This is a genomic window from Agrobacterium vitis (genome assembly GCF_037039395.1).
GTDB lineage: Bacteria > Pseudomonadota > Alphaproteobacteria > Rhizobiales > Rhizobiaceae > Allorhizobium > Allorhizobium vitis_E.
In genome coordinates, this window is sequence record NZ_CP146242.1 from 257,076 (window position 1) to 272,187 (window position 15,112).

Genomic DNA, 15,112 nt, shown 5'->3' on the forward strand with positions numbered 1-15,112 from the left:
GGATGAGCTTCGGGTTACGTATGTCAGAAACAAATTTGCACTACCTCTGATTGTATTTTCGCCATCCCGAAACAAACCGGAATAGCGTGGCGATTTGTCCCAAAACGAAGCATCCACCTCATGCGGCCTTCAGGAATTATTAGGTATCGCACATACACATCTCCGTACTCGTCCGGGAGGAAAAGATAAGAGCGTCTCAGCGTTAGAAAGCATCTGGCGATGCGCTCCCAAATGCAGGCTTCTCTGCCACCATGATCTCAAACCGGGTGCCGTGGATGAGTGTTCTCGTCGCAAACCTGGCAGGTTCAGCGTGACCGCCCGCCGATTGCGCCAATGAAAAGGCCGAAATTCAGACAAGACGGCAAAGTATTTTGCGGTAAAATAATACCACACAGCTAATCAACTGTTTTCTATTGGTTTTTCGAACCCGCCTACCAATCTGCCATCCTTGACCGAACCCGGCACCGCGACTATAAAGCCGCCAGCTTGCGGCCCTTATGGACCGCATTCTTTTTGTGCGTGTCAAAGCGCGCAAGACAAGCAACAAGAAACGCCCGACCGGCCCTTAAAGGCTGAAAGGGTCCAAAAGAAAGTTGAACCTCATGTCTACCTTCGTTCAGAAGCCTGCAGAGGTGGAGAAGAAGTGGATCATCATCGACGCCGAAGGGCTCGTTGTTGGTCGCCTCGCCACCGTGATCGCCACCTATCTGCGTGGCAAGCACAAGGTCACTTATACTCCCCACGTCGATGATGGCGACAATGTCATCGTCATCAATGCCGAAAAGGTCGTCCTGACCGGCAAGAAATACACCGACAAGACCTATTACTGGCACACCGGCTATCCGGGTGGCATCAAGGAACGCACGGCGCGCCAGATCATCGAAGGTCGCTTTCCGGAGCGCGTTCTTGAAAAGGCTGTCGAGCGCATGATTCCCCGCGGTCCGCTTGGCCGTCGCCAGATGAAGAACCTGCGCGTTTACGCCGGTTCCGCCCACCCCCACGAAGCCCAGCAGCCTGTCGCTCTCGACGTGGCCAAGCTGAACAGCAAGAACGTAAGGAGCGCCTAAGTATGGCTGACCTCTCTTCCCTGAAGGATCTCGGCACTGCGCAGGAAGCTTCGGCTCCCGTTCACGTCCGTAAGGTCGACGCTCAAGGCCGCGCCTACGCGACCGGCAAGCGCAAGAACGCAATCGCCCGCGTTTGGGTCAAGCCCGGCACTGGCAAGATCACGGTCAATGGCCGCGACTTCCCGGTTTACTTCGCCCGTCCGGTTCTGCAGATGATCCTGCAGCAGCCTGTCGTCGCTGCTGCCCGTACCGGTCAGTTCGACGTTATCGCCACCGTTACCGGTGGTGGTCTGTCCGGCCAGGCTGGCGCTGTGCGTCACGGCATTTCCAAGGCCCTCACCTACTTCGAACCGGGCCTGCGCTCTGTTCTGAAGAAGGGTGGCTTCCTGACCCGCGATAGCCGCGTTGTTGAACGTAAGAAGTACGGCAAGGCAAAAGCTCGCCGGTCCTTCCAGTTCTCCAAGCGTTAATCTCGCTTCTGGAATTTTACATTGGAAAAGCGGGGCTTCGGCTCCGCTTTTTCTATTTGGCCGATCAAAAATTTGAATTGGTCTATTTAGACTGAAAGAGCACACTGGCGGCACGCCGTTCCTCAGTCCAGCCGAAAGCCGCAAGCGATGTCCCGTTTTGCCAAGCTGCCTTCTCCCCCTTATTACGTCGTCTGTTTTTCCTCGGTCAGAACCGAAACCGATAATGGCTACGATGACATGGCCGAGGCCATGGTCACGCTTGCCAGCCAGCAGCCAGGCTTTCTCGGCGTGGAATCCGCCCGCGACGCCACCGGATTCGGCATAACCAATTCCTACTGGAGCGACGAAGCCTCGATCCGCGCCTGGAAAAAGGTCGTGGATCATCTGGCGGCGCAAAATAAGGGCCGTGCGGAATGGTACAGCCGCTATGAGGTGCGCGTGGCAAAAGTGGAGCGATCCTACAGCTTTGCGAAAGCCTGACAAAGCAAGGATTGCGTGGTGCCATCGGCTTCATTTTGACCGATGCAGCGGACGGAACCTCGGAATTGAAAATGATCAAACGGCCTTACAATATTTGCATCGTCGAGCCGAAAGGCTTCGGTCACTCAAAAGCCTTCGAGGAAGTCGCTGAAGCTCTCGACTATTCCTTGAAAGAATTGGGGTATCCAACCGCCCTTTCGGTCAACAGAGTGACCGGCGACGCCGTTAACATCATCTTCGGCGCACATCTGCTCCCCTTGCAGGATCTTCACGATCTTGATCCAGGCACGATTATCGTCAATGCCGAACCGCTGTCGGCAACCTCAGAACGGACACGTGACCGGGTTCTCATCTGCCTCAACGCCGGTTTGGAAATTTGGGACTACAGCCTCGCCAATATCGAGATCCTCAACCGAATCGGTGGGCGGCCAGCCAAATATCTGCAATTGGGTTTCCAGAAAGAACTGGACCGCATAGCGCCCGCCCCGGTCCGGGATATCGACGTGCTTTTCTATGGCTCTATGAATGAACGTCGCGCAGAGATTCTCTACGGCTTGCAAGCCCGGGGGCTGATCATTGAGCATCTGTTCGATGTGTATGGACGCGAGCGCGACGCCTGGATCGCCAGGTCCAAAGTGGTTTTGAACATGCATCTGCTGGAATCGCAGATTTTCGAAGTCGTGCGCGTGTTCTATCTGCTCATCAATGGCGTGGCCGTCGTCGGCGAGGTCAACGGGCCGGAAACGCTGATTGATGATCGGTTTGCGCAGGGCATCGTCGCCGCACCCTATGGTGATTTGATCGACGTCACGGAACAGTTGGTGCGCGATGCTGCCCGGCTCGAAAAACAGCGAGCGCTTGCCCGCGACGCCATCAAGCGCCATCCGCAAGTGACCTTCACCCAACAGCTTATTTGATGTCTGATGGTAGAGATGGACGGCCTACAGCTTTGCGAAAGCCTGATACGTGATGGTTACAGCCCTTACCGTCATGCACCGCGCGTGGATGACGGCCTCGTAACGACTGGTCGGCGACATGAGTTCTGAAAAATATAATATCTGCATCGTGAGGCCTGATGGCTTCATACACTCCATGGCTTTCGTGGAGGTCGCTGAGGCGCTGGGCTATTCGCTAAGAGCGCTGGGGCATCAGTCGATGGTGAATTTCAATGCCTTCGCGCATGACGCCATCAACATCATTTTCGGCGCCCATCTGCTGACGCCGCAAGATATCGCCGATCTCAAACCGAACACGATCATCGTCAATGCCGAACCGCTCTCGGCGATTGACGCACCAGTGCGGGAGCGCATTCTCACATGGCTTCAGACCGGCCTGGAAATCTGGGATTACAGCCGGGCCAATATCGAGATCCTGAGCCAGATCGGCGGACGGCCGGCGAAATATCTGCAATTGGGCTTCCAGAATGAACTGGATCGCATTACTCCTGCGCCGCACCAGGATATCGACGTGCTGTTCTATGGCTCGATGAATGAGCGGCGTTCCGCCATCATCGATGGCCTGCGTGACCGGGGCCTTGCCGTCAAGCGCCTGTTCAACGCCTATGGACGCGACCGTGACATTTGGATCGGCCGTTCCAAAACCGTATTGAACATGCATTTTTTCGACGCGCAGATTTTCGAGGTCGTGCGGGTCTTCTATCTGCTCAGCAATGGCGTGCCTGTTGTTGGCGAGGTCAACGGACAGGCGACGCAGATCGAGGAGCGATTTACCCAGGGCATCGTGGCCGCACCCTATGGCGAGTTGATTGATGTCACCGAAAAGCTGGTGCGCGATCCCGAAAGGCTTGCAAAGCAGCGCGCCATCGCCCGCGCCGCTATCACGCCCTATCCGCAGACGGTCTTCACGCAAATGCTGCTTTGACACAGGCGGAGGCCTCTATAGGATTGCTGCATAGAGTTTGTCTGGGAAAAGTGGAACCCGGTTTTCCCGAAAAGACAAACGAACACAAGAGAATCTAGAGTTTGTCTGGTTCAATATGAACCTGACAGACTCTAGAACAGCTGATGCGGATCAAATACCTTGGCAGATAAATCCATAGACCACGCCTTCACGGCAAACGATCTCACATCGGCAGCTACTGACCCGACCTATGCCGGTGTGCTCTCCTTCATGCGCAGACGCTATACCAAACTGCTGGATGGGGTGGACACGGCCATTTGGGGCATTCCCTTCGATGCCGCCACCTCCAACCGGCCCGGCGCCCGGTTCGGGCCGCAGGCCATTCGCCGCGCCTCGGCCATTTTCGACAATGATCCGCAATATCCGTTCGAGCGCGACCTGTTCGCGGCCATGCCCACCGTGGATTACGGCGATTGCCGCCTGGACTATGGCAATCATTGGGAAACACCGGCCACGATTGAAAAGGAAGCCGCCCATATTCTCTCAAAGGCAAACTTCCTGCTGACGCTGGGCGGCGACCATTTCATCACCTGGCCGCTGCTGAAGGCTCATGTCGCCAAACATGGCCCGCTGGCGCTGGTGCAGTTCGATGCCCATCAGGATATCTGGTTCGACGATGGAAACCGGATAGACCACGGTTCCTTTGTCGGGCGGGCGGTGCGCGAAGGCCTGATCGTCCCGTCCCGTTCGATCCAGATTGGCATCCGCACCCATGCGCCTGACGATTGCGGCATCCGCATGCTCTACGGTCATCAGGTGGAGGAGATGCGCGCTGCCGAGATCGCTGCGCTGATCCTCGACCATACGGCGGGCCAACCCGCCTATCTCACCTTCGACATCGATTGCCTCGACCCTGCCTTTGCGCCCGGCACCGGCACGCCGGTGGCAGGTGGACCATCCAGCGCAAAAATCCTCTCGGTTCTGCAAAACCTTCATCCGCTCGACATAAGAGGAGCCGATATAGTCGAGGTGGCGCCCGCCTATGACCATGCCGATATAACCGCCATTGCAGGGGCAACGGTGGCAATGTATATGCTGGGGCTGCGCGCTGAACGACTGGCGCGATCTGGTTGATAAAATGATTCAAGCAATTCAGGATTTGAATCCGCAAAAGCGGGCAATCTCCTGAAAAGAGAGGGTAAAATGACAGCGAAAATCTTCATTGACGGCGAACACGGCACCACCGGCCTGCAAATCCGCAGCCGCATGGCCGACCGCCGCGATGTGGAATTGCTGTCGATCCCGCAAGAGCAGCGCCGCAATGCCGCCCTGCGCGAGGACATGCTCAACAGCGCCGATATCGCCATTCTGTGCCTGCCCGACGACGCCTCGAAAGAGGCCGTGTCGATGCTGGCTGGCAACAACAGTGTGCGGATCATCGACACCTCCACCGCCTTCCGCGTTGCCAAGGACTGGACCTATGGTTTTGCCGAAATGGACAAGGACCAGGGCGACAAGATCCGCTCGGCGCGCTGCGTTGCCAATCCCGGCTGCTACCCGACCGGCGCTATCGCGCTGATCCGGCCGCTTCGCGCTGCGGGCATCCTGCCGGACGGCTACCCGGTGTCCGTCAATGCCGTGTCCGGCTATAGCGGCGGCGGCAAGCAGTTGATCGCCCAGATGGAAGACGAGAGCCATCCCGAGCATCTGACCGTCAACAACTATGTCTATGGCCTGAACCTCAAGCACAAGCATGTGCCGGAAATGAAGGCCCATGGCCTGCTGGATCGCGCTCCGCTGTTTTCGCCTTCGGTCGGCCGGTTCCCGCAGGGCATGATCGTGCAGGTTCCGCTGTTCCTGGAGGATCTGGCGGATGGCGCGACCGTGGAAAGCATCCACGCTGCGCTTTCCGCCCATTACGCCGGGCAGAACATCGTCAATGTCGTCGCTCTCGAAGACAGCGCCAAGCTCGGTCGGGTCGATGCCGAGGAACTGGTGGGCCAGGACACGATGAAACTCTTCGTGTTCGGCAATCCGGGCACCGGCCATGTCAATCTCGTGGCCGTGCTGGATAATCTCGGCAAGGGGGCGTCCGGCGCAGCCGTCCAGAACATGGACCTGATGCTGTCGGCGTGATCGTTTGAGCAGCCCTTTGAAAGCCCCCGTCTTTCCTCCATCTCTGATGGAGACATGGGGGCTTTCGCATCTCAGGCTGATCGCCAATACCCCTAGCAGCCACGTTTACCGGGCCACGCAGGACGAGCTCCCCGTCATTGTCAAAGCTCTGAAGCCCGAAGGCAGCGGCGAACGACCGGGCCTGGATTTTCTGCGCTGGCGGGATGGCAATGGTGCAATCCGGCTCATCGATCAGGCTGGCGATATCGCCCTGCTGGACGATGCGGGCGGTTTGCTGCTGCGCCATCATCTTGGCAAGGTCGGAGATCCGACAGCAACGGAGATCATCGTCAATGTGCTGGCGCGCCTGCATGCGCCATCGCCCGTGCCTGCTCCCGATGCGCTGACGCCCCTAAAGGCCCATTTCAGCGCGCTGTTTGCGCTCGAGAAAACCATGTCCGACCCGGCCATCGCCGAGATCATCCATTGGACGGCAGCACTGGCCCGCAGCCTGCTTGCCGAGCAACAGGATATCAAGCCGCTGCATGGCGACCTGCACCACGATAATGTCATCGGCGATGACAGTGGCAATTGGCTGGCGATCGATCCGCAGGGCCTTCTGGGCGAGCCGGCCTATGATGTCGCCAATGTGTTCGGCAATCCGCTCCACGCCCCGGATCTGGTTCTCGATCCCCGGCGCGCGATGGACCTCAGCCAGCGGTTTTCGGTGGCGCTGGGCTGTTCACCGCGTAAAATCCTCAGCTATGCGGCAGCCCATGCGGGTCTCTCCTGCGCGTGGACGCTGAGCCACCCACTGACCGCATCCGGCAATACCAATCTTGCCGAGCGGCTTGGCTTTGCCCGGCTGGCACGGTCCATACTTGCTGAACAGTTTGTCGACTGATCCGTCTCTCGTGCTGGTTGCTCCTGCGGCGTATAATTGAGCCATATGTTCAGGAGCCACCCATGACCGACAGCCGTCTTCCCGTTTATTTCATCCCTCATGGCGGCGGGCCCTGGCCATTCATGGACTTCCCGAAAGACGACCAGGGCAAAGGCCCCTGGGACGATCTTGCGGCCTTTCTGCAAGGCCTGCCTGTCGATCTCGGCGTCACGCCGAAAGCCATTCTCATCGTCTCCGGCCATTGGGAAAAGGAACCGCAGGTCACCGTCAGCACGGCAGCGGCCCCCGGCATGCTCTATGATTATTACGGCTTTCCCGCCCATACCTATGAGATAACCTATCCCGCCAAGGGCGATCCGGCGCTGGCCGCCCATGTACGCGAGCTGCTGCAACAGGCAGGCATCGCTTCAGCGGGGGACGATTCGCGCGGCTTCGACCATGGTGTGTTCATTCCGCTGATGGTTGCCTATCCGGATGCGGATGTGCCTGTCGTGATGCTGTCGCTGAAGAACACGCTGGATGCGGAAAGCCATCTGGAAATCGGCAAGGCCTTGCAGTCCCTGCGCGATGACAATGTGCTGATCATCGCATCCGGCATGAGCTACCATAATATGCCGATGTTTCGCCGCCGCGATGCCGACCATGAGGCCGTTGCCAAACGGTTCGATGACTGGCTGACGGCAGCGGTGGAAATGCCCGACCCGGATGCCCGTGCCGCGACGCTCAGCCTTTGGGATCAAAACCCGGATGCGCTTGCCTGCCATGTCCCAGACCATGACCATCTTGTGCCGCTGTTCGTGGCCGCAGGGGCTGCGGGCCACGACGGCGGAAGACGGGTCTTCAGCGGCCATGCGATTGGCAAGGCCTATTCAGGCTACCGGTTTGGGTAAAGGATAGGCGCCGTAGAAGCCACGCAGATGCGCGACCGTAAAGCCGAGCAGGATCAGCGCGCCGCCCTGATGGGCGAGCGCCGCATGCAGCGGCACCTGCATGAGCAGCGCGGAAATCCCCAGCACCGCCTGACAGCAGACGATGACAAACAGCACGACGCTACGGCGCGCATGGGTCGTTCCCGGTGCCGCCCGCAGCGACGAGACCATGTGATAGAGCGCCACCAGAAACACGGTATAGGCACCGATGCGATGCACGAACTGCACCGTCTTCGGGTTTTCGAAGAAATTCAGCCAGACGGGATGCTGGACCAGCAGATCACCGGGGATCAGCGCGCCATCCATCAGCGGCCAGGTATTGTAGGACATGCCGGCATCCAGCCCTGCCACCAGTGCACCCAGATAGATCTGGAACAGCACGAGGCAGAGAAGCGCAATTGCCCAATGCCGCGAATGCGCGGTCGGGGCTGGATCGGCACTATGGCGGGCAAGGCCACGCATCACCCAGACACAGGATGAGAAGATCAGACAGGCCATGACCAGATGGGTGGCCAGCCGATATTGACTGACCTCGGTGCGCTCCGAAAGCCCTGATGACACCATCCACCAGCCGATAAAGCCCTGAAAGCCGCCGAGCGCGAGTATGCCGACCAGCGGCCAGCGCAAACGCTTCTCGATCCTTCCGGTGACCCAGAAAAACGCCAGCGGCAAAGCAAAGATCACGCCGATGCTGCGGGCCAGGAAGCGATGCGCCCATTCCCACCAGAAAATCGTCTTGAACGCTTCGACCGTCATGCCCTTGTTGACCAGCTCATATTGCGGGATCTGCTGGTAGAGTTTGAACTCTTCCTCCCACTCCGCCGCGCTCAACGGTGGGATGACACCGTGGATCGGCTTCCATTGGGTAATCGACAGGCCAGAATTGGTCAGCCGGGTCGCCCCACCGACAAGAACCAGGGCAAACAGCGCGAGAATCACCAGGCCGAGCCAGATGCGCAGGGCGCGGCGGTTGCGGCTCTGCCGGTCGAGGACGGCTGCTGTCGGGACGGGTGAAGCGGTGCTGGCGATGGTCATCGGTCCAATCTCTCCATTCTACGGCATAATCCCGGTCCGAACGCTTTGTTGCAGGCGGAACTGGTGCATTCCGGTTGATTTGCATCAGGACCCGGTGCAAAACAAGGGCGGAAGGTTTGCGACATCGCGTCGCGTCCTGCAATCAGGGTCATAGCATGCCGGTCAGACTGCGCAAATTCGTCGGGACGATTTTGATCGTCGTGCTTGTCATGCTTTACGCAGTGCTGGCCACCACCATTGCCACATTGACTTTAGCACAGTCACCCTGGTGGGTGCATCTCACCTATTTCCTGCTGTCGGGCGTGGTCTGGATCCTGCCGGCCATGGCAATCATCAAATGGATGGCGGGTCCGGTTCGCAAATAATTCGCCGTGTTGCATGATCCTTAAATACAAACCGGGTAAGCTGGTGTTGCATCGACAGGACCGGAGAATGCAGCGTGGCGATGATCGATCCGAAACGGCTGACTGAAACCGCCAGCGGTCAAATCTCCGCGGCAGATATCGCCGTGGACATTCTGCCCGCGATGGAGCCGCTCGAATCCGACTGGCGCTGTCTGGAGCGCAACAACCATCTGTCGCTACATCAAGGTTACGACTGGTGCCGCGCCTGGGTAAAAACCCATGGCAATCCGCTGGCCATCCTGCATGGCCGCAGCAACGGACGCTGCCTGTTCATCCTGCCGCTGGAAATTACCCGTCACGCCATGATCCGCAAGGCAAGCTTCATTGCCACCCGCTTCACCAATATCAATACCGGCCTGTTCGCCCCGGCTTTTCTCCAGCAAATCGAGCTGGACACGGCCAAACAGTTGGGAAAGCAGATTGTCCAGGCAATGACGGGGCATGCCGATCTCGTTCACCTCGGCAATATTCCGCTCTCCTGGCGTGGATTGTCTCATCCCCTGGCCGGTCTACCGGCTGTCGAGCACCAGAACCATGCCTTCCAATTGCCGCTTCTAGGCGACTTCGAACAGACGCTCTCCCAGATCAACGCCAAGCGCCGTCGCAAAAAATACCGTAACCAGGTCCGCAAGCTGGAAGCGAGCGGCGGTTTCGAACATATTATCGCCTCCAGCGAGGAGCAGAAAGCCCAGCTGCTGGATCTGTTCTTCCGGCAAAAAGCGATCCGCTTCGAAACCCTCGGCCTGCCGGACGTGTTTCAGGAGCCGGAGACGCAGGCATTCTTCCAGTTGCTGCTGCAAAGCGAGTCAGGCGGATTGAACGTGCCGCTGGAGCTGCATGCGCTGCGGTCATCGGGCAGTCATCAAGACGGCAAGATTGCCGCCATTGCCGGCCTGTCACGCAAGGGCGATCACGTTATCTGCCAGTTTGGCTCGATAGACGAAAGCATTGCCCCGGAAACCAGCCCCGGCGAATTGCTGTTCTGGCTGATGATTGAACAATGCTGCGCCGAGGGGGCGGCCCTGTTCGACTTCGGCCTCGGCGACCAGATCTACAAGCGAAGCTGGTGCCCTATGGAAACCGTGCAACACGATATTTTGCTGCCTGTGACCCCTCTCGGCCACCTCGCCGCCACAGCCGAGCGCAGCCTGACCCGCTCCAAGGCGTTCATCAAGGGCCACCCACACCTTTACAGCGCCCTGCAAAAACTCCGCGCCCGTAGCAATGCGCAGGCAGATGATCCGGGCAAGGATTAGAGGCTTGAGTTTGTTAGGTTAAGATTGAACCATAGTACAGAACGCAAAAGTTTTCGGGTGCGCGGCCCCCTCTTGCCTCTGCCGCCACCTTCTCCCCGATGGGGAGAAGAAGTGCGAGCCGCCTTCCTGATCATTCACCGACACCGTGAAAAAGGTATAATCTTTTTTCAACATCAAACTGAGATTCAGTGCTGTCGCTTTTGCTTCTTCTCCCCAGCGGGGAGAAGGTCCCGGCAGGGGGATGAGGGGGTGCGCAGCCGAGAGGATGTTTGCGTCGTGTACCTCGACAATTGAACCACACACACTTTAGATCTTCTTGTTGTCGTTTAACTGTCCGAGAAAACTCGGTTTCCACGTTCCCCTGACAAATTTCAAGCCACCCGCTGGCCACCATCATCCGGTGGCACCGCATTGTCGTCGCTCATCAGCACCAGATCACTATAGCCCACAGCTTCGAAGGCGGTCATGATTTGCGCCAATTGCTTGCGGTCCGGATTGGGCGCGGAGAGAATGACTTCATGGTCCTGGGCCTTGCACAGATCGACGACATTGGTGGCGCTGGCCGGGCCGCATTCGATCAAGACCAGATCGTAAACGTCGGCAAGGGCCTCGACCACCATGGACAGGCGCTCGATGCCCCGCAGCGCCTGACGAATATCGCTATTGCCCTTCGGCACGATATGGGCGTTTGACAATCGGTCGGAATGAATGGTCTCGCCAAAGGCAACGTCGCCGCAGAGCAGATCGGTCACGCCGGGCAGATCGTTTCGCTCGGCCATCAGCGCCGTCGGATAGCCGGAGCCGGTCATGTCGATCAGGATCACCGTGCGGTCGGCTTTGGCCACAGCGCGTGCCAAAAGCACCGTTGCCGCCGATCCGTCATCGCCGGAAGGCGAGATGACCACTGCTTTGGAAATGCCGTGCCGTGTCAGGTAACGCGCCACCGACGCGATTGAAAACTCATGATCGGCATCGGTAAGGGCCGCGCGATGTTGGTCGCTTTCACTTTCAGGATCTGCCGATGCGATGGCCGGGGTGTCCTTTCCGATCCGTTCGGCGGCTGCCGTCGCTGCGATCGCGGCAGCCGCCGCATCCAGTCTTGGCTTCTGCTTTGCAGGCGCGGCTGCTGGTTCGTCAAAGGCAGGCTCACCGGTCCGGCGGCGGGGATATTCCTGGGCAAACCGCCCGCTGCGGTCTGGATCGATCGGGCCGACAGGCTTCAGCGCCCGGCCACTGAACAGTTCCGCCAACATGATGACGATCACGCTCAACACCAGAGCCGCCATGGCGGCCACAACCGTGATCGGCAGGACCTTGGGGAAATTCGGTTCACTCGGCTCGGAGGCGCGGGAAATCACCCGGGCATCGGCGGGCGTGGCATTGCTGTCCAGCCGGCTGGTGGCTTCGCGGTAGCGGGCAAGATAGGTTTCCAGCAATTGCCGCTGTGCGCTCGCTTCGCGCTCCAATGCGGCAAGCCCGACCTGGCTGTCCCCAGCCTTGGCGCTTTGTGCCTTGAGGGTGGTCAGCTGCCGGTCAAGCTCCGCTTCGCGCATCCGCGCCACATTGGCCTCGGTTTCCAGGCTGGACACAACTTTTCTGGTCTCTTCGGCCAATTGCTGGCGCAGGTTGGCCAATTGGGCCCGCAGCGCCTTGATGCGCGGGTGTCCGTCCAGAAGACTGGTGGAGAGGTCGGAGATTTGTGCCTGTACGGCAGCTTCCGCCTGTTTCAACTGTTGCACGGCAGGAGAGGCCATGACGATATCTAGATTGTCGGTCGACCGCCCGGCCTTCAGCGAGGCCTTGGCATTTTCGGCCCGTGCCTGCGCACTGGCCCGGTCGGTGCGCACCCGCGCCAATTCCGTCGATATATCGTTGAGCTGCTTGGAGGCGAATGTACCGCTCTCGCCGGTCGACAGCAGATCGGCATTGCGGCGATAATCTGCGACTTTCTTTTCCGCGTCGGACACCTTCTGACGCAGGTTGGCGATTTCCGGCTCCAGCCAGCGGGCCGCATCCTCATTGCTATCAAGCTTGGCGCCGCTCTGGAGCGCCAGATAGACCTTGACCATTTCATTGGGAATGGCGGCAGCAAGCCTTGCATCCTTGGAGGAAAACTCGATGCCGATAACCCGCGACTTCTCCACCTGATAGACTTGGAGCTTTTCCAGGAAGGTACGGATCACCCGGTCTTCGGGCGCCAGATCGAGCGGGTTCTTTTTCAGATGCAGCATCACCATCAGATCCGACAGGGCGGAGGGATGCAGATCGGGATCGAATTCCGTCAGTTCGTAGAGCTTGAGATCCTTGACCACCTGGCGGATCAGATCCACCGAGCGGAACAGCTGCACTTGGCTGGCAATATTCAGCTCGTCCAGCACCGGTTCCGAGGCCGCCGACTTGGCGTTTTCCGCATCGTAATTGGGCGCGCGCGGCTCGATCAGCACCGTGGTTTCGGCGCGGTAGGTTGGACGGATCATGCTGGCCCCGGCGAAGGCCACGCCAGCCGCAAGGCAAGTGACGAGCAATACCCTGCCCTTTCGCTGCCAGACGGCGCGAAACAGCTGCAAGAGATCGATATCCACGTCCTGATGGGCGGCGACCGGTTGACCCGACATTCCATCCCTCCTTCAAATCTGTCCGGAGCGTAAACGAACATAGTAACTCAAGCGTTAACCGCCTGTGGTCATTGCGGCGATTGCAAGATAAGCTCGCCGGACTTGCGCTGCGATCTTTACACTCCCTTAACCATACTGGCCGATAAGAACATGATTATCTTCTATGGGAGCGTGCGCATGGTCACCGCCAAACAGATCTTGCTGGCTGTTGCCGTCACCCTGCTGGCGGCGCTGTCCAGTTGCGCCAACTATAAACCGGCTTCGAAAGTCTTCCAGGAAGCGACGATCCAGCCTTACCGGCTGGACAGCGGCGACCGGCTGCGCATCACCGTGTTCGACCAGGCCAATCTGAGCAATACCTATACCGTAGACCAGGCCGGCTATATCGCCTTTCCGCTGATCGGCCAGGTCGCGGCGCGCGGCACCACCATGCCGCAGCTGGAAGGCACTATTGCCCAGCGGCTGCGCAAGGGCTATCTGCGCGATCCCGATGTCAGCATCGAGATCGACCGCTACCGCTCGATCTTCGTCATGGGCGAAGTCGGCCAGCCGGGGCAGTATTCCTATGTGCCGGGCATGACGGTGCAAAATGCCATTGCCGTTGCTGGCGGCTTCACCAGCCGCGCCAATGAGCGCGACGTAGATGTGACCCGCAAGGTCAACGGCACGATCGCCACCGGCCGGGTGCCGATCACCGACCCGATCATTGCCGGTGACACGGTTTATGTGCGCGAACGGCTGTTCTGATGCCGGATGAACATAGGCTGCGGATCATTCATTGCTTCCGCTCGCCAATTGGCGGCATTTTCCGGCATGTGCGCGATCTGGTCGAGCATCACGATGCGCTTGGCCATTCCGTCGGCATCATCTGCGACAGCAGCACCGGCGGCGACCATGAGGCCGCCCTGTTTGCGGAACTGCTGCCCCGCCTGAAGCTCGGCCTTATTCGCCAGCCGATCCGGCGTGCCATCGGATTTGACGATATCAGCGCGGTGCGCTCCTGCTACCGGCATATCAAGAGCCTGAAACCCGATGTGCTGCATGGTCACGGCGCCAAGGGCGGCGCGCTCGCCCGCATCATTGGCACGGCCCTTCGCATGCAGGGATCAAAGGTAGTCCGCATCTATTCGCCACATGGCGGCAGCCTGCATTATCGCCGCAGCAGGCCGGTTGGCAGACTGATCTTTGCATTGGAAAAGCTGCTGGAACGCCAGACCGAAGCCATCGCCTTTGTCTGCGGCTTCGAGCAATGGTCCTACGGGCAAAAGGTGGGAAAACCAGGCTGCGACTCCCGCCTGATTTTGAACGGGATCAGCGAAAGCGAGTTTCGGCCTGTGCCACTGCGTGACGAAGCCGTGGATTTCGTCTTCATCGGCATGTTGCGGGATCTGAAAGGCCCTGACGTCTTCATCAACGCCGTGCTGGAAGCTGAACGGCTGCTGGGGCGTCCCTTGACCGCCGCGGTTATCGGCGACGGGCCGGACCGTGACACCTATGAGCGGCAGATCCACCAGCGCGGCCTTGGCCTTCGCATGCAATTGCTGCCTGCCATGCGGGTCTCGGAAGCCTTCACCTTCAGCAATATTGTCGTCGTTCCCTCAAGGGCCGAATCCATGCCCTATATCGTCCTGGAAGCGATTGCCGCCGGAAAATCGGTGATTGCCAGCGCCGTCGGCGGCATTCCGGAAGCCCTGGGCAAGACCAGCGCTGCACTTGTTGCGCCCGACAATGTTGAGGAACTGGCCGCTACCATGGTAAAGGCCCTGACCCAGCCGGACTGGAAACAGACGGTCATGCCGGACCCGACCCTTTTCCATGCCCGATTTTCAGCCTCTGCCATGGCTGAGAAAATGCTGACGCTTTACCGCGATCATTCGGTTTGAGAGCAGTCGCGACCTGCCTCATCGTGGGACGGGTCCTGCCAAAGCTAAAGGTTTTTTAGCACATTTGCGGTAATCCAACGTTGCAAAATGAATT

15 protein-coding genes are annotated in these 15,112 nt (G+C 59.0%); 13 read left to right on the forward strand and 2 right to left on the reverse strand.

The window, feature by feature from the left end:
- Nucleotides 1-602: 602 nt before the first annotated feature.
- The 9 genes from rplM to V6582_RS03805 all read left to right on the forward strand — a co-directional run bounded on the left by rplM (nucleotide 603) and on the right by V6582_RS03805 (nucleotide 7,786).
- The gene (gene rplM / locus V6582_RS03765) at nucleotides 603-1,067 is read left to right on the forward strand and encodes a 50S ribosomal protein L13 (protein ID WP_060715785.1); all 465 of its coding nucleotides are present in this window, start codon (nucleotides 603-605) and stop codon (nucleotides 1,065-1,067) included.
- A gap of 2 nt (nucleotides 1,068-1,069) precedes the next feature.
- A complete protein-coding gene (gene rpsI / locus V6582_RS03770; RefSeq protein WP_015915627.1) occupies nucleotides 1,070-1,537 on the forward strand; it encodes a 30S ribosomal protein S9 in 468 nt (155 codons plus the stop codon).
- A 147-nt stretch (nucleotides 1,538-1,684) separates the two neighbouring features.
- On the forward strand, nucleotides 1,685-2,017 hold the full coding sequence (locus V6582_RS03775; RefSeq protein WP_156632286.1) for an antibiotic biosynthesis monooxygenase family protein: 333 nt from the start codon (nucleotides 1,685-1,687) through the stop codon (nucleotides 2,015-2,017).
- A gap of 71 nt (nucleotides 2,018-2,088) precedes the next feature.
- Complete coding sequence (locus V6582_RS03780; RefSeq protein ID WP_156632287.1) at nucleotides 2,089-2,934, forward strand: hypothetical protein; 846 nt, start codon at nucleotides 2,089-2,091, stop codon at nucleotides 2,932-2,934.
- Nucleotides 2,935-3,052: 118 nt separating this feature from the next.
- On the forward strand, nucleotides 3,053-3,898 hold the full coding sequence (locus V6582_RS03785) for a hypothetical protein (RefSeq protein WP_156632288.1): 846 nt from the start codon (nucleotides 3,053-3,055) through the stop codon (nucleotides 3,896-3,898).
- A 159-nt stretch (nucleotides 3,899-4,057) separates the two neighbouring features.
- Complete coding sequence (speB, locus tag V6582_RS03790) at nucleotides 4,058-5,011, forward strand: agmatinase (RefSeq protein WP_156632289.1); 954 nt, start codon at nucleotides 4,058-4,060, stop codon at nucleotides 5,009-5,011.
- Between the two features lie 69 nt (nucleotides 5,012-5,080).
- Entirely contained in the window at nucleotides 5,081-6,013 is a 933-nt protein-coding gene (gene argC / locus V6582_RS03795; protein WP_156632290.1) for an N-acetyl-gamma-glutamyl-phosphate reductase, read from the forward strand.
- Between the two features lie 16 nt (nucleotides 6,014-6,029).
- The gene (locus tag V6582_RS03800) at nucleotides 6,030-6,896 is read left to right on the forward strand and encodes an aminoglycoside phosphotransferase family protein (protein ID WP_156632291.1); all 867 of its coding nucleotides are present in this window, start codon (nucleotides 6,030-6,032) and stop codon (nucleotides 6,894-6,896) included.
- 62 nt (nucleotides 6,897-6,958) lie between these two features.
- On the forward strand, nucleotides 6,959-7,786 hold the full coding sequence (locus V6582_RS03805) for a DODA-type extradiol aromatic ring-opening family dioxygenase (protein WP_156632292.1): 828 nt from the start codon (nucleotides 6,959-6,961) through the stop codon (nucleotides 7,784-7,786).
- Here the strand turns inward: V6582_RS03805 and V6582_RS03810 are convergent.
- Nucleotides 7,766-8,860, reverse strand: a complete 1,095-nt coding sequence (locus V6582_RS03810) for a COX15/CtaA family protein (RefSeq protein ID WP_156632293.1) — start codon at nucleotides 8,858-8,860, stop codon at nucleotides 7,766-7,768. The two genes, V6582_RS03805 and V6582_RS03810, sit on opposite strands and share 21 nt — an antisense overlap.
- A gap of 155 nt (nucleotides 8,861-9,015) precedes the next feature.
- On the opposite strand from V6582_RS03810, the gene V6582_RS03815 reads away from it, so the two are divergent.
- Together V6582_RS03815 and V6582_RS03820 are read left to right on the forward strand one after the other, a co-directional pair.
- A complete protein-coding gene (locus V6582_RS03815) occupies nucleotides 9,016-9,225 on the forward strand; it encodes a DUF2842 domain-containing protein (RefSeq protein WP_156632294.1) in 210 nt (69 codons plus the stop codon).
- 80 nt (nucleotides 9,226-9,305) lie between these two features.
- Complete coding sequence (locus V6582_RS03820; protein ID WP_156632368.1) at nucleotides 9,306-10,520, forward strand: GNAT family N-acetyltransferase; 1,215 nt, start codon at nucleotides 9,306-9,308, stop codon at nucleotides 10,518-10,520.
- 371 nt (nucleotides 10,521-10,891) lie between these two features.
- Here the strand turns inward: V6582_RS03820 and V6582_RS03825 are convergent, their stop codons facing one another.
- A complete protein-coding gene (locus V6582_RS03825; protein WP_156632295.1) occupies nucleotides 10,892-13,135 on the reverse strand; it encodes a GumC family protein in 2,244 nt (747 codons plus the stop codon).
- A 177-nt stretch (nucleotides 13,136-13,312) separates the two neighbouring features.
- On the opposite strand from V6582_RS03825, the gene V6582_RS03830 reads away from it, so the two are divergent.
- Both V6582_RS03830 and V6582_RS03835 read left to right on the forward strand, forming a co-directional pair.
- Nucleotides 13,313-13,882 (forward strand): polysaccharide biosynthesis/export family protein, encoded by a 570-nt coding sequence (locus tag V6582_RS03830; RefSeq protein WP_070150446.1) that lies wholly within the window; start codon nucleotides 13,313-13,315, stop codon nucleotides 13,880-13,882.
- Nucleotides 13,882-15,018, forward strand: coding sequence for a glycosyltransferase family 4 protein (locus tag V6582_RS03835; RefSeq protein ID WP_156632296.1), 1,137 nt, complete (start codon nucleotides 13,882-13,884; stop codon nucleotides 15,016-15,018). The genes V6582_RS03830 and V6582_RS03835 overlap by 1 nt, the downstream gene beginning before the upstream one ends.
- Nucleotides 15,019-15,112: the final 94 nt, after the last annotated feature.